The 18789-nt window shown below is 66.0% G+C and carries 24 protein-coding genes and 1 pseudogene; 14 read left to right on the forward strand and 11 right to left on the reverse strand.

The window, feature by feature from the left end; genetic code table 11:
* From ABD810_RS38670 to ABD810_RS38680, 3 genes are all read left to right on the forward strand, one after another.
* Positions 1-1221 (forward strand): DNA glycosylase AlkZ-like family protein, encoded by a 1221-nt coding sequence (locus ABD810_RS38670; RefSeq protein ID WP_344952850.1) that lies wholly within the window; start codon positions 1-3, stop codon positions 1219-1221.
* Positions 1222-1310: 89 nt separating this feature from the next.
* Positions 1311-1622 (forward strand): MazG nucleotide pyrophosphohydrolase domain-containing protein, encoded by a 312-nt coding sequence (locus tag ABD810_RS38675; RefSeq protein WP_344952852.1) that lies wholly within the window; start codon positions 1311-1313, stop codon positions 1620-1622.
* A 198-nt stretch (positions 1623-1820) separates the two neighbouring features.
* Entirely contained in the window at positions 1821-2465 is a 645-nt protein-coding gene (locus tag ABD810_RS38680; RefSeq protein ID WP_344952854.1) for a 3'-5' exonuclease, read from the forward strand.
* 361 nt (positions 2466-2826) lie between these two features.
* Here the strand turns inward: ABD810_RS38680 and ABD810_RS38685 are convergent, their stop codons facing one another.
* On the reverse strand, positions 2827-3423 hold the full coding sequence (locus ABD810_RS38685; protein WP_344952856.1) for a hypothetical protein: 597 nt from the start codon (positions 3421-3423) through the stop codon (positions 2827-2829).
* A gap of 223 nt (positions 3424-3646) precedes the next feature.
* Here ABD810_RS38685 and ABD810_RS38690 point away from each other — a divergent pair, with 223 nt between their 5' ends.
* The gene (locus ABD810_RS38690) at positions 3647-3985 is read left to right on the forward strand and encodes a MazG-like family protein (RefSeq protein WP_344952858.1); all 339 of its coding nucleotides are present in this window, start codon (positions 3647-3649) and stop codon (positions 3983-3985) included.
* Positions 3986-4358: 373 nt separating this feature from the next.
* Entirely contained in the window at positions 4359-4520 is a 162-nt protein-coding gene (locus tag ABD810_RS38695) for a hypothetical protein (RefSeq protein WP_344952860.1), read from the forward strand.
* Between the two features lie 91 nt (positions 4521-4611).
* Here the strand turns inward: ABD810_RS38695 and ABD810_RS38700 are convergent, their stop codons facing one another.
* Positions 4612-5064, reverse strand: coding sequence for a hypothetical protein (locus ABD810_RS38700; RefSeq protein ID WP_344952862.1), 453 nt, complete (start codon positions 5062-5064; stop codon positions 4612-4614).
* 525 nt (positions 5065-5589) lie between these two features.
* Here ABD810_RS38700 and ABD810_RS38705 point away from each other — a divergent pair.
* From ABD810_RS38705 to ABD810_RS38715, 4 genes are all read left to right on the forward strand, one after another.
* Positions 5590-5934: a DUF6313 family protein gene (locus ABD810_RS38705; RefSeq protein ID WP_344952864.1), complete on the forward strand. Its 345-nt coding sequence runs from the start codon at positions 5590-5592 to the stop codon at positions 5932-5934.
* Positions 5931-6185, forward strand: coding sequence for a DUF6313 family protein (locus ABD810_RS41235; RefSeq protein WP_425567043.1), 255 nt, complete (start codon positions 5931-5933; stop codon positions 6183-6185). Before ABD810_RS38705 ends, ABD810_RS41235 begins: the two co-directional genes overlap by 4 nt.
* A gap of 205 nt (positions 6186-6390) precedes the next feature.
* Positions 6391-6591, forward strand: a complete 201-nt coding sequence (locus tag ABD810_RS38710) for a helix-turn-helix domain-containing protein (protein ID WP_344952892.1) — start codon at positions 6391-6393, stop codon at positions 6589-6591.
* 165 nt (positions 6592-6756) lie between these two features.
* Positions 6757-9171 (forward strand): NACHT domain-containing protein, encoded by a 2415-nt coding sequence (locus ABD810_RS38715; protein ID WP_344952866.1) that lies wholly within the window; start codon positions 6757-6759, stop codon positions 9169-9171.
* Positions 9172-9474: 303 nt separating this feature from the next.
* On the opposite strand, the gene ABD810_RS38720 is transcribed toward ABD810_RS38715, so the two are convergent.
* Positions 9475-9762, reverse strand: coding sequence for a Rossmann-fold NAD(P)-binding domain-containing protein (locus tag ABD810_RS38720; protein WP_344952868.1), 288 nt, complete (start codon positions 9760-9762; stop codon positions 9475-9477).
* Positions 9763-10269: 507 nt separating this feature from the next.
* Positions 10270-10917 (reverse strand): hypothetical protein, encoded by a 648-nt coding sequence (locus tag ABD810_RS38725; RefSeq protein ID WP_344952870.1) that lies wholly within the window; start codon positions 10915-10917, stop codon positions 10270-10272.
* 847 nt (positions 10918-11764) lie between these two features.
* On the opposite strand from ABD810_RS38725, the gene ABD810_RS38730 reads away from it, so the two are divergent.
* Both ABD810_RS38730 and ABD810_RS38735 read left to right on the forward strand, forming a co-directional pair.
* Entirely contained in the window at positions 11765-12061 is a 297-nt protein-coding gene (locus ABD810_RS38730) for a type II toxin-antitoxin system Phd/YefM family antitoxin (RefSeq protein WP_344952872.1), read from the forward strand.
* On the forward strand, positions 12058-12297 hold the full coding sequence (locus ABD810_RS38735; RefSeq protein ID WP_344952874.1) for a type II toxin-antitoxin system RelE family toxin: 240 nt from the start codon (positions 12058-12060) through the stop codon (positions 12295-12297). Before ABD810_RS38730 ends, ABD810_RS38735 begins: the two co-directional genes overlap by 4 nt.
* A gap of 625 nt (positions 12298-12922) precedes the next feature.
* On the opposite strand, the gene ABD810_RS38740 is transcribed toward ABD810_RS38735, so the two are convergent.
* Together ABD810_RS38740 and ABD810_RS38745 are read right to left on the reverse strand one after the other, a co-directional pair.
* Positions 12923-13324 (reverse strand): hypothetical protein, encoded by a 402-nt coding sequence (locus tag ABD810_RS38740; RefSeq protein ID WP_344952876.1) that lies wholly within the window; start codon positions 13322-13324, stop codon positions 12923-12925.
* Positions 13321-13470, reverse strand: a complete 150-nt coding sequence (locus tag ABD810_RS38745) for a hypothetical protein (RefSeq protein ID WP_344952878.1) — start codon at positions 13468-13470, stop codon at positions 13321-13323. The genes ABD810_RS38740 and ABD810_RS38745 overlap by 4 nt, the downstream gene beginning before the upstream one ends.
* A 214-nt stretch (positions 13471-13684) precedes the next feature.
* On the opposite strand from ABD810_RS38745, the gene ABD810_RS38750 reads away from it, so the two are divergent.
* A complete protein-coding gene (locus tag ABD810_RS38750) occupies positions 13685-14029 on the forward strand; it encodes a hypothetical protein (protein WP_344952880.1) in 345 nt (114 codons plus the stop codon).
* Between the two features lie 62 nt (positions 14030-14091).
* Here ABD810_RS38750 and ABD810_RS38755 read toward each other — a convergent pair.
* Positions 14092-14253 (reverse strand): annotated as a pseudogene (locus ABD810_RS38755) (IS5/IS1182 family transposase); the annotation flags it as partial.
* Positions 14254-14503: 250 nt separating this feature from the next.
* Entirely contained in the window at positions 14504-14917 is a 414-nt protein-coding gene (locus ABD810_RS38760) for an SRPBCC family protein (RefSeq protein ID WP_344952882.1), read from the reverse strand.
* 426 nt (positions 14918-15343) lie between these two features.
* On the opposite strand from ABD810_RS38760, the gene ABD810_RS38765 reads away from it, so the two are divergent.
* Positions 15344-15724, forward strand: a complete 381-nt coding sequence (locus ABD810_RS38765; RefSeq protein WP_344952884.1) for a hypothetical protein — start codon at positions 15344-15346, stop codon at positions 15722-15724.
* Between the two features lie 75 nt (positions 15725-15799).
* Positions 15800-16126: a transposase gene (locus ABD810_RS41240; RefSeq protein ID WP_425567044.1), complete on the forward strand. Its 327-nt coding sequence runs from the start codon at positions 15800-15802 to the stop codon at positions 16124-16126.
* Here the strand turns inward: ABD810_RS41240 and ABD810_RS38775 are convergent.
* From ABD810_RS38775 to ABD810_RS38785, 3 genes are all read right to left on the reverse strand, one after another.
* On the reverse strand, positions 16121-16501 hold the full coding sequence (locus ABD810_RS38775) for a hypothetical protein (protein ID WP_344952886.1): 381 nt from the start codon (positions 16499-16501) through the stop codon (positions 16121-16123). The two genes, ABD810_RS41240 and ABD810_RS38775, sit on opposite strands and share 6 nt — an antisense overlap.
* Entirely contained in the window at positions 16498-17055 is a 558-nt protein-coding gene (locus tag ABD810_RS38780) for a MarR family winged helix-turn-helix transcriptional regulator (RefSeq protein ID WP_344952888.1), read from the reverse strand. Before ABD810_RS38780 ends, ABD810_RS38775 begins: the two co-directional genes overlap by 4 nt.
* Positions 17056-17498: 443 nt before the next feature.
* A complete protein-coding gene (locus ABD810_RS38785) occupies positions 17499-18563 on the reverse strand; it encodes a hypothetical protein (protein ID WP_344952890.1) in 1065 nt (354 codons plus the stop codon).
* Positions 18564-18789: the final 226 nt, after the last annotated feature.

The following is an 18789-nucleotide window of genomic DNA, read 5'->3' on the forward strand; positions in this document are numbered from 1 at the left end:
ATGGCCGAGCGTTCCACACCCGCCACGGTGGAGAGCCACACCCTCACCCCGGGGGAAGCCCACCGGCTGTGGAACTGGGTCCTGGCCCGCCAAGGCCTGGCACCCCACACCCGTCAAGCAAGCGTCGAAGCGATCGCACAAGCAGCGCTCGGCCTGCACGCCGCGCGGCTGCCCTCACCGTTCGCCACCGCGGCCGCCCGCGCCACCGACCCCGCAGTGGCGCTGAGCCTGTTCGACCCGGCGACCCGTGGCCGCCTGGTCACCCTGCGGTGCATGCGCAAGACCCTGCACATGCTCCCGCTGGACCTGGCGGCCGCCGCCCACGCGGCCACGCTGCATTTCCGTGAACGGGACGCACTCCGCGCGCTGGTCAACGCCGGTCTCGACGAAACACGCCTCGCGGCCGCCAGCCGGGCGCTGGTCGACCTGCTGGGCGAGACCGGGCCGATGTTCCACCGCGACATCGAGACCCGGCTCGCCGCCACGGCGATCCCCGCGCCGATGACACGGCTGGCCCTCAAACTGGCATGGGAACGCGGCACCCTGACCTACCTCAACACCGCCGGCGGTTGGAACCGCGAGGTACGCACCTTCGCCCTCACCCCCGACGTCTGCCCCGGCCTCGACACCCGCCTGCCGGCCAGCGTGGCCGTCGAGCAGCTGATGAGCGCCTACCTCGACCGATACGGCCCGGTGAGCATCCGCGACGCCACCTGGTGGTCGGGGCTTTCACGGGCCGCGGTGCTGGCCGGCCTGGACCGAGCAGCCGTCAAGCTCGTCGAGGTCCGCGCCCCGTGGAGTACGAGCCCGCTGTACATGTCCGCCGAGCGGTTCACCCAGTTCACCGCCACCTCCAACGCCGATTGCATGACGGGGATCTGCCTGCTGGCGCACGAAGACGTCGCGCTCAAGGCGTACTTCGAGACCCGCGCCCGCTACCTCGGTGACCTCGCCCCCTCGGTGGCGTTCAACCAGATCGGCGAGGTTCTGTCCACGGTCCTGTTGGACGGCCGCGTGGTCGGTACGTGGATGTGGGACCAGCAGGCACGCCGGGTCCGTCTGCGGCTTGTCCCCCGGGCGGCGCCCGCAGAGCAGCGCGATCAGGCCCGCGTGGCCGCCGCTGAGCTCACCAAAGTTCTAAGGATCGGCCAGGCCGTGGGCACGCGCGTTTCCCCTGACCAGATGGTGCTCCTACCGGCATCGGATGCCCTGTTGTCCTGAGGCACCGTCACAGCCGGTGCTACGGTAACGTCCCTCGCAGCCGTCCCAGGGGGATCGTCATGCACCCGCTTCCCAGCACGCCACTAACGTTGGACGAGATCCAGCGGTACGTCGCCGACATGGAAAAAGCGCGCGGGTTCTCCGACAGCACCATGCTTGAGCAGACGTTGAAGCTCGCCGAGGAAACCGGCGAGGTATGCAAGGCGGTGCGCAAGCACACCGCACTGTCGATCGACCCGACCAGCGCCACCGGGACTCTTAGCGAGGAACTCGCTGACGTACTCATCTACCTCGCCGCGATCGCCAACCGCGCCGGCATCGACCTCGCGGACGCCCTGCGAGCCAAGGAACGCGTCAACGAAACCCGCGTATGGACCTCACGTACCGCTGAGACCCACTGAACAACGGACGGGGGTGCCTGTCCCCGGAAGCCCTGCAGCACAGGACAGTACGACCTTGATGTCCGTCTCACACCGCATACGAGCGAGCCCTGCAAGGTGGTGCTGAGCGACGATCAACGGCAACTTGACCAGGCGCGGGAACGGCTCGCCGCCGGTGCCCGCTACGACGACGAGTGACCAACCAGGAGGGGCCCCACGATGCACGACCAGCCGTGGACGGCCGCGCCGCTGGTCGCGTTCGATCTGGAGGGCACCGGCGGCCAGGACCGCGAGAACGAGGCGATCCTGGAAGTCGGGGTCGTCCCGCTGGAGGTCGGCCGCCCCGACATGGCGGGCGGTTACCACTCGCTGGTCAACCCGGGGCGGCGCATCCCACGCCGCCCCTGGATCTCTCCCGGCTTGACCGACGACACGCTCGCCGCCGCCCCTCCCGTTGATGTCGTCGCGCCGCAGCTCGCCGCCCGCCTGGATAGGGGCTACATCGTCGGGCACAACATAGGAGTCGACTGGCGGCTGCTGTCGGCGCGCTGCCCGGGGATCCGCCCCGCCGCGCTGATCGACACGCTGAAGCTCGCCCGGCTCGTGGGCAGGGGAACCTCTGGGCGAAGCCTGACAGTCCTTCTCGATCACTACAGGCTCACCGAAGAGGTAACCCGCCTCACCAGCGGAGGGCAGCCGCACCGCGCTCTGTGGGACGCGACCGGCGCCGCGCTGCTCCTGGCCGCGCTCATCGGCGACTTGCCCCGTACAACCGATCTCACCGTCGTCGGCCTGCGGCAGGCGGCCGAAGTACTACTGGATGAGTCGCGGTCATACGGCGCGGAGCAGTTCCTGCTGTTCTAGTGGTGCAGCTGCAGCAGATCCAGTGACAGATCAGTCGCGTAGCGGCCTCCGAGGAGGATGACTGCAGTAATCGGCGCTAGAGTTGATCTTCGTTTCGGTTTAGTGACGGGCGGTGTTTGGCCCCCGGTGGAGCGCCCCGGCTACCCAGCCGGAGCGCCTTCGAGAGATCCATGTCCCTGCCCGCCTTCAAGAAGACCCACTGCCATGCGCACCAGCTCCTCGACTACGCGCGCCGAACGCGGCCGGTCCGCGCCGGGCTGGCGCGCAGCCAAGCACAACAGGGCAGCGCCGGCCCGTGATCCGTTCTTGATCCGCCCGAAAGATTCCAAGCCGACATCGAAAACCGAGGCAGGAGCTCGGATCAGAGAAAGTCTCGCCAGAACGGCACCGTGGCCTGCGGCTTCCGTCTGTCGCTGGTGCCTGTTTCGGGGGCGCCGAACTCTCGGTTGACGTAATCAGGCAGGTCGCTGCCGTAATAGATGATGTCGGTCTGGTAGATCGAGAGCACCGGGTGCCTGCAGGTCCCGCGTCCGGCGGGCAGGCAGCGGTGGGCGAAGATCGGGATCATGCGTGGCACCTGAGCGAGATGCCGCTTCGCTGCTGTCAGCGCATCCTGCAGGAGGAGTGGCCGCACGCCCCAGGCGTCGTGCCAGTAGCCGTGTTGGACGTCGAACAGGACGCCTTCCGTCGGCCAATCCAGGTGCTGTCGCAACTGGTCGGGGTCGCCGTTTCGCCAGTTCGGCCAGGGTTGGGCCCAGGTCTGCCCTTCCTCGGCGGGTGAGCTCACTGGCAGCCCGGCTGCCAGGAACGCCCGATGGTCGTCCGCGAACTCAAATCCGTACTCGCGCTCGATGCGGGCGAATTCGGCATCGGTCAGTCCCGCCTCGATCTGACAGCAGCCGGACCGCGCCAGCAGGCGGGCAGCCTCTTCGCCTAACCGAACTCCTACGCTACTCATAATCTCGGAACAGTAACGCCTCACAACGCTTTAGCAGCCGAAGCCCTGGGGCCAAATCACACGCTCGATCAGACGATCAAGACCTACAACTGGGGTCGGAAACCAAGCGCAGAAGCACCGCTGCCGGTGTCCGACCCCACGTCCAGGCCGCCATCCCCGCCGGACACGCTGTTTAAACAGTTCACCCCTGCCACTGCAGGAACGCGCTGCAGCCTGATCGGCCATGGACGCCGAGACCTGGGCGAGCATCGACAAGCTGGTGGCATGGCTGGACGCCAAGACCACGCTGGCCCCCGAAGTCGAGCTGCTGCTGCGGCTGCTGAAGGTGTCAGGCGAGGCAGGCGAAGTTGCCGACGCCGTCGATGGGGTCTACGGCCACAACCCGCGTAAGGGGTTCACCCACACCTGGGAAGACGTCGACCGCGAACTGTGCGACGTCATCCTCACCGGCATGGTGGCCTTGCGATCTCGCAACGCCGACGCCGCAAAGGTCTTCAGCGGGCATCTGACCAAGGTGCTGGGCCGGTCGCTGGACTCGTCGGCAGCGTGGTCAGCCTCCTAGCCTCTGACGCGGCCAGCGAAGGGTCGGAGCACCGCGTCGTGTAGGACGCGACCGGCATCACGCTGCTGCTGCCCACGCTCATTCGTGGACTACCCCACGGAGCGGATCTCAGCGTTGCGGGAAATGACAGGGCCAGAGCCACCACGCTGGTGGACGCCTTGGGCGGCAGTCGTGGAAACGCACCCATACGGTGCCGCCGGCCGTTGTCTCGATCATGCTGATGCACAGCTCGCCGGGCCCTGGGCGGATCGCCGCCCATCCCGGGCCAGGTCTCGCCGGGACTGTGCCCAGGAAAATGTCCACCACGCCGCGCCCGGACCGTGACGCCTGGAACCGCTGGAGTTGTCCTCTCGCTCGGGGGTACCCTCATGCCATGAACGCCGCGACCGAGATCGTCGAGTACACCGAGCAAGAGCAGGCCGACGCCCTCGCCCGCCTCCGTGACCTCATGGGTGAGCCGGTCCCTGACATGCTGGCCCGTGCCCGCGCGTTCGCTGCTTCCCACGGCAACCAGGCCGCCGAGCTGCCGGAGTGATCGGCGGTCGTATCTTCGACCACACCGCGCTCTACGGCTGGTACCAGCGCTCGCCGTACGTCCAAGCCGCCGTGTGGTCCAGCGTCGCCGATCACATCGTGATCGCGATCCCCGCCCCCGCGCTGATCGCCGCGCTCGCGAGCATCCGTGAGAACCGGTGGGACATGATCGAGGTCTTACTCGGCTTGCCCGTCACCATCTCCACCTCTGAGCTCACCCGTGGCTCCGCCCGGGCATCGCCGCCACCCTCCGCCCAGCCGGCGCCCAGGCCCCGCTCGCCCTTACCGCCGCGGCGGTGGTCCACGAGGCACGCAACCGCGGCTGGCCCGTCCTGACCGCCGACCCCGCCCCACTGCGAGCACTGTGGGGGAGATGTGGTTATCGAACCGATGCCCTGACCTGCGAAGACCACGGCCCGAAAACCCTCCCCGGTGGCGGGCCGTTCGCCTGCGCGGGTGGCCTGCCAGCGAAGGTGGCAAGGCAGGGCGCGTAACGGGATCCGTGGGAGGAGCACCAGGCCGTCGGTGACGGTGGTGGTGATCACGTTCGGTTTCTCCTACCCTAGCCAACTGCCCAGATGATGTGAAGACCAGCGGCGCCAGGATGAGGCGGTGGCGGCGAGGAGCCAATAGTCGCCTCGGAGGAGCCGGTCACGCAGGCATTGGTCCCCTGATCGGCGCGTCGGAGCGTGAGTGAATGCGGCTGTGAGGTGAGATCGCTCCACGCCGTAGCCGCGCGGCGGGGGAGTGGTCATAGGAGTCGCATGCAACCCGAGGTGTGTACGGGATGCCGCCGGTATATCGCCTGTTCTGCGGGTGGGTTACGGCGTCGGCGGGCGCCGTTTCCAGATCGTGTCGACCGGGCGCTAGCGGACCAGGTCGGCGGGTCCAAGGTCGATGTAATCCACGACCTGCACCATGGTTTCAACGGTGGGCCTGCAGGCCTTCAGTACCTTGGTCCCTCTTGAAAGACCTGAGCTGACGATTACCTTCAAAGCATGACGTCAGCGACGCCGGGGCCGCCGCCGCGGATGTCTTTGCGGGCCCGCTGCCGACGGTGGTTGCGGTCATTGACCGCGCTCAGCAAGACCCGTTACTGGCTGCTGACGCGCGCCGTGTGGCTGGCCTTGGTGTTGCTCGCCGTCTTCGTGGTCGACGCTGTGCTGATCGGCTGGTCGGCCGCGTACGAGGTGATGATCGGCATCAAGTCGCCTGCTGAGGTCGCGGCACCCGTGCTGAGCTGGGCGGTCTCGCTCGTCGGCTGGCTGATGATCCCCGCGTTCGTGGGCGGCACGGCCGGATATTTGGTGACTCGCCAGATCGAGGCCCGGCGCACACGGTCCGAGGCCGAGGTCACCCAGGCCCTGCGCAGACAGGCCCGGCCTCCTCGCAACTCGCGGGGAGGAAAGCGGTGAGGTCCCTGACAGCACTTCACGATGGTGATGGTGACGAGCCCCGCTTCGTTGAGATCTTCGTTGGGAAAGTTCATCAAGGCCAGTGGGACCCGGCCGAGGACCACTGGGAACGCACCGTGATGGACTTCCTCGACACTCAGGAGATGGAAAAGCTGTCAGCGGTCCGGGCTACCAGGAAAGCCGAGAGACTGGCGATAGCGGCGCTGTGGTACGCGGCGAGACGATGGGGGCGGTGCCCGTGGTGTCCCTGACCGATCATCTGCCCGAGACACCGCCTGGAAGGTCGATGTCATGGTGACCAAGCAGAGCCAGTTTCAAGTAGTGACAGACCTGCTCAGCCGCGCCCGCCCACCGGATCAGGACCAGCCACCTTTCGTAGGAGAGGCGATCGTCCGGCTCGCCGGCGGCACCCACCCGATCCGTGAGGTGGACATCGACCGCTTGGCCATCGGCGGCATGCCAGCAGAGCACCCCCTCAACGAGGTCGGCTTTCTGACGGTGGCCGAGGTCGCGACGGTCATGCGGGTGTCGAAGATGACCATCTACCGGCTTGTGCACTCCGGACAGCTGCCGGCCATCCGCGTCGGACGCAGTTTCCGCGTTCCCGAGCAGGCCGTTCATGACTACCTCAGCCATTATCACGGCCTCACCAGCTAACGATCAGCCGTGCGCCGGGCCGGCGCCCCGTTGGGGGCCCACAGGAACCCGATTCCGCGGGGGCGCCTGGGCCGAACCGGTGCCACTAGCCGGCAACGGCGGATCGACGATCACGATTTGTGCGCAAGTGATGCCGAACAGCGAGCAATCGGCGACGATACCCGCGTGAGCCGACGTAGACCCCGGTGGCGGATCCCGGCCGCCGTAGCGGCCATCCTGGCCGTGGGCGCGCTGATGATCGCCGTATGGCGGGCGTGGAAACCGGACGCTGAGGTGAACCTCGCCGATGTGGCCGCTGTGGCGCTGGCGGCGGCCACTGCGGTGACCGGTGTGGTGGTGTGGGCCCGGCGCCCCCCAACGGCGATGACCACCCTGAGTCACGCCGAGGTGGGCACTGCCGCTCAGGTGCTGGCCGACCTGATCGAGCGGCAATGGCGCACCGAAGCCCGGCGGCGCCTGCTGGATGATCCCGAACCAATTCCGGTGCACTGGCAGCTGACCGCCAATGAGGCGCTGATGAGTCACCCCCGCCTGATCACCACCGACGGCGAGCTGACCTTCACCGGCGGCAGCGACGACCTGCCCCACCTGGCCCGCCGATTTCGCGCGCTCACCCGCCGCCGACTGGTCATCACCGGCGGTGCCGGCATGGGCAAGACCACCCTGGCGGTGCAACTGCTGCTGCAGCTGCTGTCCACCCGCGCCACCGACCAGGCCACCGCAAACCCCGGCGAGGTTGTGCCAGTGCCGGTGCTGCTGCCGGTCAGCGGCTGGGACCTCGATGCCCACCCCCACCTGCACGACTGGCTCACCCATCGGCTGACCCAGGACTACCCGGCGCTGGCCACCCCCCAGCTCGGCCCCGGCGCTGCGGCCGCACTGGCACACGGCGGCCATATCCTGCCCATCCTGGACGGCCTTGACGAAATCGGGGAGCACTCGCGCACCCGGGTTATCGAGCAGCTCAACGCTTCACTGACCGCCCGCGACCAACTCATTCTCACCAGCCGCACCACCGAGTTCACCACCGCCATCACCGCCACCGGCCGACCGCTCACCGCCGCTGCGATCATTACCCCCAAACTCCTCGCCCCCGATGCAGCCGCCGGCTACCTGACCGCCTGTCTGCCCGCCTCCCCGCCGCCCGCCTGGCAGCAGGTCCTGGCCGGACTGGCCGCCCGCACCGCCCCCGGGCTGACCCAACTGGCGGCCACCCCGCTGGGCCTATGGCTGATCCGCACCGTCTACATGGCCCCCGACGCCGACCCCGCCCCCCTGATCGGCCCCGTGGGCGCCGACGCCGACGCCTTGCGCATCCACCTGCTCGACCGGCTTGTCCCCGCTGTCATCGCCACTCGCCCTCCCAGCACCGACCCCGGCAACCACTTCCGGCCCCGCCACCGCCTCAACCCGAATGCCACCCGCCGCTACCTGACCTACCTGGCCCACGCCTTCCCTCCCGCCACCACCCGTGACATCACCTGGTGGCACATTCCCCGCACCACTCCTCACATACGGCCGCTGGTCGTGCTGACGGTCGGCCTGCCGGTCGGACTCGTGGCCGGGCTCGTGATCGGGCTCGCGGGCGGGCTGCTGTTCGGGCTCGCGTTCGGACTCGTGACCGGGTTCGCGCTCAGGGTGGTGGCTGGGTTCAGGGGCGGGCTCGTGTTCGGACTCGTTGCCGGGCTCGTGTACGCGCTGCTGTTCATCCTCGTGCGCCGTCTCGTGGGCGGGTGGGTGTTCGGGGTCGAGTTCAAGCTCCCGTTCGGGCTGGTGCTGGGGGTCGTGTTCGGACTCCTGGTCGGAGTCGCGGCCGACTCCTGGGTGGACGAGACACCCGGCTTCGCCAACCTTCGCCTGCGCGGACGAAGACGTCTCCTTCTCCGTTCCATCGTCGGACAATTTGTGGGCGGATTCCTGGGTGGGCTCGGCTTTGGGCTGGCGTTCGGGCTCGTGTTCGGGCTGGCGTTCGGGTTCCCGCTCGGGCTCGCGGGCGGGCCCGTGATAGCGCTCGCGAGCGGGCTCACGGAGGGGCTCGTCGTCGCGCTGGCGTTCGGGCTGGCGTTCGGGCTCGTGTTCGGGCTTGTGGCCGGGCTGATCACATGGGCAGAGCAACCCACGCTCACATCGAACAGCACTCCTTTGTCCACATGGCGAACCGACAAAGGTCTCCTCCTGCTGCGAGTGCTTCCGAGCGGGATTGGGGCGGGGCTGGCGTTCGGGCTCGTGTTCGAGGTCGTGCTCAGGCCCGTGGCCCAGTTCGCGCATACGCTCGTGTTCCAGCTCGGGGTGAAGGCACTGTACGCGCTCGCGTTGGAGTTCGTGTACGGGCTTCCGTACGGGCTCGTGGGCGGAGTCGCCGTCGGGCTCGTGTACGGGCTCGTCGCGGGGAAGCATCATGCGTGGCTGGTGTGCATCATCGCGGTCGCACGGCTAGCTCTCGCCCGCCGACTACCGTGGAAGGTCATGGATTTTCTGGACGATGCGCACCGGCTGGGATTGCTCCGCACAGTTGGGCCGGTCTACCAGTTCCGTCACGCCGCCCTGCACGACTACCTCGCCACTACCCCTACCCCTTGACCAGACGAGCGAGCGAATGACCAGCGCCTCGCGATGGCCCAAATTCAAAGACACCCACTTAAGTAGGCGTTTGAATCGTGGGTTTTGCCTGATCCGGGTTCAGGTGCTTCGCCAGGCCGGGTGGACTCGCCGGTGAGGCGGCGGCTCATGCTGCGATCAACGCCAGGTGGATTATGGCTTCGGAGCTGGAGGCGAGGGTCTTGTCACGGCACCGTTGCGCGTGAAGATCGATGCTCGCACCGCCCATGGCCAGCCTCGCGGGATGAGGCCAAGGGTCGGGTAACAGGACCGCCCTGCGCGAGGTCATATCGGTGTGGTCGACATGGAGCGGTCGGTGAGCCAGTTCAACTGCGATGCCATGCCGGTGACCAGATCGGTTGTGGGAGTCCAGCCGAGCAGGCGCCGGGCAGTAGATCGGGCGGCACAGGTCGCGGGGACATCTCCGTTGCGAGCCCCCTCGGTATGGATGGGAATCTCGTGGTGGGTGAGCTGGCGGGCGTACTCGACGACCTCGCGCAGGGTGGCTTTGCCACCGGCACCGATGTTGATAACGCAGTTAGGCAGGTAGGTGCTACCTGCTGCGATCGTCACCGCGATGGTGTCGTCGAAGTAGGTGAGTCGCGGCGCTGGCGGCTGTCAGCAGACGCTGGATGAACATGTCCCCGCGTTGACGCGGACCATAGACGGTGAAGTACCGCAAGGCCACCACCGTGGTAGCGCAGTCGCGGCGTGCGGCATGGGTCAGGCAGAGTTGCTCTTCGGCGAGCTGGCGAGCCGAGTCTCGGCGCGGTCGCCGGGTCGATCGACCCCGGCCGCCTGCCCAAGACCATGGCCGACGTCCTCAACGACCACATCGCCAGCGCGCACTCCACGACGTGGGGACGGCTGCTGCACTACATCAGCCACGCTGAGGAGAAGATGGTGGACCTGCGGACGGCGGCCGCGCTCGCCTTCACCATCCCCGGACAGCCGGTCCGGCTGCAAGTGCAACCCCTCGGCGACGCCCTGTGCCCCGGACAGGTGACAGGCCGCACCTGGTGGTCCCCGGCGTTGCTGTGGTCGCAAGACTTCTGGCGGGCACGCCACAGCTTACGCTGGTCAGGGTGTCGGCGGGCGCCGGTTCAGAACCGCGCCGACCGGGCTGTAGCGGCGGACCAGATCGGCGAGTCCCAGGTCGATGTAGCCCAAGACCTCCACGACGGTTTCGTGGTCGGCTTGCAGGTGCCGATGGTGGATCGGGCCGTGATGGGCGATCTTGTTGCGGAGCACCCGCAGGTAGTCGAGTTGTTGGTGCAGGTCCCGGCGGCGTCCTCGGTAGTGGGGAAAGGCGCGGTGCAGTGTGGTCCGCCAGAACCGCTGGTCGTAGCGGTTGCCGCTGCCCAGCAGGCCCACCCAGAAGCCGAACGGAAGCTCGTTGACGACTTCTTCCGGCGTGTTGGGTATGGCTTGCCGGCGAAGCTGACCTCGAGCATCGTTGATCTTCTGTTGAGCCGCGAAGTGCAGGTTGGCCTCGGGCGCGTCCCACCAATCGGCTCGCCCGAGCAGCTGGCGCATCTGCTGGTCCACGACGCTACGCAAGGCCAGTTCCAGGTGCTGCAGCGGGCCGTACAGTGCGCCGGCGACTTCGGTATTCCAGCAGAACAGCCGAAGCGCCATCACGGGGTCTCCGCCGCACACCGCGGCGTACTCGCCAAGGCGCGCCTGCGACAGCACCCGCCGGAGCCGTATGGCCTCGGTTTCCTCCACCCCGGTGTCGCTCCCTTCGGGCCGGTGCGTGTGCTAGCGTCAATTCACATAAGCCCCGGATCTGCCTCTGCATCGCACGCAGCCGGGGCACAGCCATCTGTGCGATCTGATCTCACCACGACCCTGGTGCCGATGCGTGTCTGGCGGTGGGCGGGTCCACGATCGGCACATCAATAGCGCACCGCCACGACAGATGCCATGACCCATCACCATCTCGATGCACAACCAACCGGTGGGGGAGAAGGCCGACCATCCGTGGGGCAAGGGCACGAGCGATGCGTGCGGATCGCCACCCCACGTGAAGTCGCCCAGCACGTAAAGACCGGTCCTGTTGATCACCCCCGCATCTACCAAGGTCGGACCGAGCCCGGTCGGGATCTACCGGCCTTGGGCCGGCGGCCCTGCCGTGACCGTTCTGCTGGGGTCCGGCAAGGTTGACTTACAGTTCGCCGCTCTGCTCGACGAGGGTCACCAGCCCGCAGACGAACGTCATGCACGGCGGCGCCTGCCCAGCGCAGCGCCGGGACGAGAAGGCCGCTCACGCATGCCCCACCTCCTACCGCCAGCCGGGCCAAGCGGTGGCCGGTGGTGACCAGCCACAGGTCGAGGCGCTCGACGGGTTACCGCTGCGGATTTAGATGCCGGTCCAGTGCTCGCGGGCAGGCTGGGTGAACCCAGAAGGTCATGTTGAGAACCGTTCAATTCTCGGACGCTCCATTTGGGGACGACCGGCTGACCCCCCTTCGGTGCCAAAGCGCAGCGACCGGCATGAGACCTCCCGAACTTCCCGGAAACCTATGCCTGTACATCATGCGCAGGGTGTACATCTAAGCGTATCGTGGGAGACATGACCACTGACTCGCTTGGCATCGTTGAGGCACGCAAGAAGCTCGGCACGCTCGTGGCCCGAGCTGCGCATAGCCACCAGCACACCAGGATCAGCCGCTCGGAGGACGAGCGCGCCGTGCTCATCTCCGAGGAGGAGTACGAGGAGCTGCTACAGCTCCGCCACGAGCGGGAAGCCGGCGAGGTCGCCGCGGCGATCGCCGCCCAGCAGCGGGGCGAGCTGGAGATGGTCGGTTACGACAGCCGCGACGTCCTGTTCGCCGACCTTGGCCTGCCCGCCGGCGGCGAGCGCTCTTGAAGCGGCGGCTCCTCCTTGCCCCCGCAGTCCGCGACCTCCTGCGCCAGGCCGCGCCCGGCCTGCGCGCCACGATCGCCGACACCCTGCTCGACCTCACCGAGGAGCCTGAACCGTTGGCGGCCCGGCCCTACGGCGGCATCCCCGACGCGTTCGAGCTCCGCACCGACACGTTCCGCCTCATCTACACCCACGGGGCGGAACACCTATCGGTCTGGGTCCTCCAGATCAACACCTAGTCCGCCTCCGGGCCGGTTTCGGAAGTGTTGCCACAGCTTAGAGACGACAGCCCAGGCACGGCCTTGGCGTTGCCGTGCCCAATTCCGCCCCACGACCGAGGTGGGGTCGCGGATTTTTCTACATTCCGCTGGTCGTAGGCGTCCCTAGGTTCGGGTGGACCATGAGTGCATAACGCCCAGACCATCCCAATGGTCCGGCGTCGACCCTTGTGTTCGCGGGAACTCGGGGGCCTTCTCCAGGGTTGAGGAACCTGCGGACAGCCGTTATCGCGAGAAGGATCTTGGGGCACAAAATATTGGAACGTTCGCTTCTAACGTGTTGATCACTGTGAGTTGATTGATGACGTTCTGACCCGATCTGGCTCGGCTATGCCTGCGGAATCCGTCGCAGGTCAAGAAGTACGCCGTTTGGTCGCAACGCCTGGAAGCCGCCGCGGTGACTCCGGTGTGGCCGGTGAGGGGGGACACCACCGTGCCAGCCTAGGCCGTGCACTTGTCGGGGTGGGAGGGCTGTACCCCAGCGGGGCAGGCCATATTTGCACCGTGATGGGGGCGGTCGAGGAGTGGATACTTTAATCATGCATAAGTAAGGTTATGCATCAATGATCAATGTGCTGGGGAAGGGCTAAGGAAGCGACTCGATCTCCGCGTCGTTCCACAGCGCCAGTATCGGCAGAGGATCTCCGGTAAGGATGCGCCACCCCCGTGACCTGGCGGCGTGCACGACCGACGCGGCAGTCAGGCCTTGAGGGCTGTAGGCACCCACCGGCTGAAGCGTCTCGGCCACGCCGGAGGCGGTATCAGGCGTGAGGTCGATGCGCACCGTAACAGGGAGAGTGAGCAGCACCGCAGCGACATCATGATCTTTAGGAGGTATCTGCGCGAGTGCCGCGACATAGGCCGGCATGGGCACCACAACAACGGCGCCCACGTCAGTCGAGGACCACACCACCGTTTCGGCGTACCGCGTCCGGCGAGTACCGAAATCCACGATTGCCGAGGTGTCGAAAACCCTGCCGGCGATCACTGTGAGTCATCAACAGCGGAGTGCTCGATCCCGGCCCGCTGCTCGACCACACGCAAAATGGCCGGATCTGGGTCGCCGAAAACGGCGCGTAGCCTGGCCAGCCCTTCAGCGCGTTGCTCGGCAGTCATGTGAATGTTCTCGACCACGGCTCCCATAGCGTCCAGGTTACCCGGTCAAAATGTTCCCCATCCAGTCAATCGAGCTGCGGACACACTCCTTGAGCCGATGAGCCCTCACAGCGGCAGAAGTACTTGAGGTCGAGGTCGCCGTAGTTCTGTGTCACAGTGCGGATGTGCGTCTACTGTATCCGGCATGGGATTTCCACCCCGAGGGGCAAGGACCTCGCCACGAACCTGTGGTGTGCTGGACGCGGCCGGACTGGACGGCCTGGACGAGGAGGGCGAACCGGACAGCAGCCGGGATTGCTCCGGCTACCGGCTGGCCGGGCACGGGGACAAGGTGGAGGTTCGCTACGAGGCGGCCGACGAACTGTTGGCGCCGTCGTACGAGGACGCCGCCGGCCAGCCTGATCGCCCTGAACACCAGCGGCTGCCGTTTCGCCGCCGTATCGAGACGGTCATGCTCAGTGCCATCGCCGAGATCCTGATGGCGGCCGGGAATCTACTGAGCGCGGCCCTGCGGTCTACAGCCGGGTCCAGCCGAGATACCGAGAAAACCAGCCATGAGTCGTTGACAGCATCCTGAGGGTCACGGCAGCGCGGGGTTGCGGCGATGGCACGAACACATCGGTGGCCAGTGAACGTATTTCACCCTGCTTCGCGGGTCTGAAGGACGAAGATGGCTTTGACGAGCTGACCTGCGCGAAGTGGGCAGCAGCGTAGTTTCCGCAGGATGCGCCAGGTCTTCAACACGGCGTTGGCGCGCTCGCCAGGGCCGCGGAGCTTGGCGTGGGAAGAGTTTGCTGCCTTCGGTCCGGTGTGACAACGGCAGCGCAGCACGATAGAACAGCAACTTGAAGCCTCTGGTTACAGGTTGATCTTGGTCGACAACCCTTCTACCAGGGGCTTCTCTATTTCAGAACCAAGACCAGCGATCCGCAACGAGCCTGTGACCTGCGACATCTGGTTGGAATGAACTCAGTGCACACGGCGATGTGGTTTTGACGTCGTCGAGCATGACGACCCTTCCCCTTTCCAGGGGTTCACATGGGTAGGTGGCTCAGCTGCGTGCCGTGGCCTCGATCGCCTGCTTCATCTCCCATGCGCCGTGTTCGATGCGAATGCGGATCTCGGTGGCCTGCGTGTGTGGCAGCACGTTGGTGGTCCAGATCAGTCGACCCGCTTCGTCGCCCTCCGGGCGAACTTCAAATGAGGCGTGGTGGTGCTCGAGCGGAGGTCTCGCGCCTTCAACAACGGAATAGGCCAAGCAGCGGGAATCGTCATCGATCGCGACAATCAGCTCGCGGATGACGTGCCCGTCGGGAAAGGTCAGGAACCGCTGGTCGCCTTCCAGCCGGGTGTCCATGACACGGCCCGGCAGCAGACGCTCGTGCACGGCTCCGACGTCGCGCAGCACATCCCAGATGTGCTCAGGGGACGCGTCGATGACGATCTCGTGGCGGATGGAGGCCATGAGGTAGAGACCTCCTTTCGGGATGGGATAGTTCCTCGCCGGCAGGCAGGGAACGCGACCCGTGGCCGGCATCTTCTTCGGCTGTCCTGGGGCACCACCTGGTGCAGGAGCGCCCACCGTGCCCCACGGACGCGCGCAGCATCGTTTCCGGACAACGGATCACACGCACACCAGCAAGGCCGGTCGGCGTGAGCGAAAAGGCCGCCACAAAGCCGTCTCGCTCAATCCCACGCGCACCATCTCGGCAAGGTCCCCGCAGGTCAACTAGGAAAAGTCCCTAAGTCCACGGCATTGAGGTTCGACCCGACAGGGCAGCACCGGATCTCACTCGCTTCTCCTGCAGGCAGGAAGGGAATGACTCTCCTCTTGACAGTAGCTGAGCACGACTTCAAAATTGACGAAAGTCCCTAGCAAATAGAGGATGACATGAAAAGTGGACTATTACTGAAGCAATTAGGTGCGGCTGCTGCTGCGCTCGCTCTGACAGCCGGGTTGGTCGGCCCAGCCCAAGCGCAGGTACAGGCAGCGCCATCATGTGCGGGCTGGCTCCACTACAACGTCTCCGACGACTATGATTTCACCATGCAAGGCACGTACCTGAAGAGCGGACCTTATGGGCATTGCGGCACTGTAACGGGCGTGGCCCAATATACGACGGTCTATATCCATTGTCAGGTGATGAACGAATACGGCTACGGATGGGCCTGGGTCCGAATCGAGGGAACCACCAAACAAGGGTGGGCAAACCTAGCCCATCTGGAATACGCTCCCGCGAACAGCTGGCAATACGAATGGTGCTACCCCTAGGGTCTGTTCGGGGTTCGGATCAGGAGGTTGTGGATTCTCCTGCGGGACACCCGCCGGCCCCGGTAATCGCAGGGTATGGTGCGTGGAGACCTCACCGATGACGAGTGGGCCCTGGTCGATCCTCATCTGCCGCTGGGCGAGCGGGGCCCGATCCCGGATCTGCGGCGGCAGTTCAACGGGGTGATGTGGCGGTTTCGCACCGGCAGCCCGTGGCGCGATCTGCCCGAGGAGTACGGCTCGTGGTCCACCGTCTACGACCGGTTCCGGTCGTGGGCGACCTCTGCCTGGTCAGCGTGGACTCCACCGCGGCCTGCCCACCAGCACGCCGCGGGGATGGGCAGGTTGGTGCGTTACGCTGGGCCCTGCTGGTTCTCCCGTTGTGGTGACGTGAGAGTTTCATAGCTCGATTTGGGCCTTCATCGGCTGCCAAGGCGAGGCGTCGAACAACAGCATGATCGACACGATCTTGCCGCCGTCCAGCCGGAAGTGCTCGGCCGTGCGCTGAGTGCCGACCGGCGTCGCGGTGTGCACGTCGTACACGAGCGTGGCCTCCGCTTCGCCGTACAGCTCACTGATCAGCTCGACGCCGGTCACGATCGACACGAACCCCGGCAAGGTCGCCAGATGGCCCGTCCGATCGTCGGAGGTGATGAACGGGCTCTGGAAGCGGAACGGCTCTCCCAGGTGCGCCGCCGCCGCAGACACCTCGCCGCGGAAGCGGGCCTCGTGATAGCCGCGCACGGTGCGGCGGGTCCGTTCTTGAGCTGTCGTGGTCATGGCTGCTGTCCGATCTGACGCAGATGGTCGGCGAGGCGATGCTGGTTGGCGGCCAGCCGCAGGCACAGGTCGCGCAGAATGACCAGTTCTTCAGGAGTGAACCCGTGGAACATCGCCCGCATGGCAAGCTGCGACGGCCTGCGGAACGACTCCATCCACGCCCGCCCAGCAGGTGTGATCTCGGCCAGAACCGAACGCCGATCCTTTGGGTCGGGGACCCGGCGGACCAGCCCGTCGTGCTCCAGCGTGTCGACCAAGCCGGTGGCGTTGCGGGAGCTGACCCCAGCGGTCCGGGCAAGCTCGCCGATGCTGATGCCGTGCTCGCTGCTGTTGAGGCGGATCAGCAGGTCGAGCGCGCCCGCGCTGACCCCTCGTCCCTGAGAGCCGTGGGCGCGCATGCGCTCGACGGCATGGTTGGCGGTGCGGACGGCGGCGCCCGCCTCAAAGGTGAGCAGGTCTTCGTCGCTGTCGGTGAACTGGGTCATCGCGGCCCTGACCCGAGGATCGTAGAGGAGGCCGTCAGAGTCGCTCTCGTAGATGTTTACGTCCTTCATTATGAAGTACAACAATAGTACGTGCTTCTATACTTTGCCAATCCGTGCGTGACGTTCACGCTCCTGTGGATCAACAAGAGCCGTCCGCCGCGTTTACACAGACCGGGCCGTAAGCATGGTGGTGGCCCGCGCCGTGCGCGAGCCACCACCGCCTACGCTTCCTGCACCGCCATCTTCACTTGAGCACAGAGCAGGGCCACTCAGGTCGTCAGCCCCAGCTCGCGCAACTGCGCGGGCCGTAGTGGCCGCCAGCCGCTGGCGTCGAGCTTGGCCAGCCCGGCCTCGACGTCCACTTTTCTGAATGCCATCGTCAGATTGGCCTCCGTGACCTGGGCGTTCACGTGACACACATGTAGTTCACGTTCGCGATGGCGGTGGGCAGGATTGACCCCCGAAGGCGCTGTAGTCGTTGTCTTCGGCCTGACTGCAAGTGAGCCGGCCGCTCAGCGCAAGTTCGCCTGCTCGTCGATGCTCCAGACTGCTTGCCGGGCTCCCTTCTCAATGTTCTCGAAGGAGTCCTCGATGGCCGCGAACTCGGTGAAGAGCGCGTGTCTGTCGGCTATGCCCTCCAACGCGGCGGCTCTTGCTATCCATGACGTGACATCGCCCATGGAGTAGGGGACGGATCGGCTGCGCATGACCTCGGGGTTGAAGATCGCTTCCACGTCTCCGTCGTCGAGTTGCAAGAGTCGGATTGCATCACCTGGGATCACGTCGTCGCTGGTGAAGTTCTCCTCCATGTAAGCGAGGGAACCTTGGAGATCGGTAAGGCGGCCCAGGAGGTGTTCACTCAGTGCCGATCGCACCGACTCGAGATCGAGGCCAACTTCCATCCGAAGTTGCTTTGCGGCCTGACGAGGCAACTCGAATACGTCCGAAGAACTGGGGAGCTCCTGCTGGAGCTGCTTGAGCTCTGGGCCCAGGGAATCACTCAGAACCATCGTGCCCGGCTCGTAGTGTTCAAGCACTGTGCAAGCGGCATCAAAGTAGATCACCACGGCGGGACGGATCACTTCGATCCGGTGCTCATCACGGTGATAGGTCTCGTTCCGGTATTCGTGCAGCTTCTTCAACACCGGGCCGAGGTCTCCAGGGAGCCTGTTCCGTTCGACCAGGAAGTCGATCTTGCTGTTGAACTCACGATCGATTTTCTTGCGCCTTGCTTTGGAGACTACGGTTCCTTCGAGCTTCTGGATCTGCTCCCGCAGCCGGTCAGCGCCGAGCCTCTCGCGTTCCCTGCGGAGGTAGGGGTCAGGTCCTGTAGCGATCCGGCGAAGGTTCTCGAGCTCCCGAAAGCGATAGCGTTCGTAGCTCAGCTCAGACTCGGCCATGCGGTGCATGATTAATTCGACGGCGCTGTCGAGCAGGATGTGGGCCAGTCGGAGCTGCGGGACCCGGTCAATCACGATGAGGCGCTTGACCTCTTCGAATTGCACGATCACCAGTTCGAGGCTCTTCACCTGCCCTGCCCTCCCATCCCAGCCCATCCCCGGCTGGAGGTTCCTCACCGTACTTTTCATGCGGTGAGGCATGCACCAGGTTTCTGCGGCAGCCCGCTTTGGAGCCGAGGCGTTCGAGCAGCTGAGCCTCCAGTTCGGCAATGCGCCGATCGGCGAACCGGGCGTTGGAGCGGGGGTGCGTGGCCGCTGTGGGCGCGGCTAAGGTGGCCTTCCCCGGGGCGTTCACGAGTGTGGTTGAGCAGCGACGATGACGCCCTGGCGAAGATCGCTTCCC

This window comes from Sphaerisporangium flaviroseum (assembly GCF_039537005.1).
GTDB lineage: Bacteria > Actinomycetota > Actinomycetes > Streptosporangiales > Streptosporangiaceae > Sphaerisporangium > Sphaerisporangium flaviroseum.

Bases quoted from the DNA above. Each gene is read 5' to 3' on its own strand.
- ABD810_RS38680 (WP_344952854.1), top strand. From the start codon at position 1,821: ATGCACGACCAGCCGTGGACGGCCGCGCCGCTGGTCGCGTTCGATCTG.
- ABD810_RS38730 (WP_344952872.1), top strand. From the start codon at position 11,765: ATGACCACTGACTCGCTTGGCATCGTTGAGGCACGCAAGAAGCTCGGC.
- ABD810_RS38670 (WP_344952850.1), top strand. From the start codon at position 1: ATGGCCGAGCGTTCCACACCCGCCACGGTGGAGAGCCACACCCTCACC.
- ABD810_RS38775 (WP_344952886.1), bottom strand. From the start codon at position 16,501: ATGACCACGACAGCTCAAGAACGGACCCGCCGCACCGTGCGCGGCTAT.
- ABD810_RS38710 (WP_344952892.1), top strand. From the start codon at position 6,391: ATGCCAGCAGAGCACCCCCTCAACGAGGTCGGCTTTCTGACGGTGGCC.
- ABD810_RS38685 (WP_344952856.1), bottom strand. From the start codon at position 3,423: ATGAGTAGCGTAGGAGTTCGGTTAGGCGAAGAGGCTGCCCGCCTGCTG.
- ABD810_RS38695 (WP_344952860.1), top strand. From the start codon at position 4,359: ATGAACGCCGCGACCGAGATCGTCGAGTACACCGAGCAAGAGCAGGCC.
- ABD810_RS38765 (WP_344952884.1), top strand. From the start codon at position 15,344: ATGAAAAGTGGACTATTACTGAAGCAATTAGGTGCGGCTGCTGCTGCG.
- ABD810_RS41240 (WP_425567044.1), top strand. From the start codon at position 15,800: ATGGTGCGTGGAGACCTCACCGATGACGAGTGGGCCCTGGTCGATCCT.
- ABD810_RS38760 (WP_344952882.1), bottom strand. From the start codon at position 14,917: ATGGCCTCCATCCGCCACGAGATCGTCATCGACGCGTCCCCTGAGCAC.
- ABD810_RS38690 (WP_344952858.1), top strand. From the start codon at position 3,647: ATGGACGCCGAGACCTGGGCGAGCATCGACAAGCTGGTGGCATGGCTG.
- ABD810_RS38780 (WP_344952888.1), bottom strand. From the start codon at position 17,055: ATGAAGGACGTAAACATCTACGAGAGCGACTCTGACGGCCTCCTCTAC.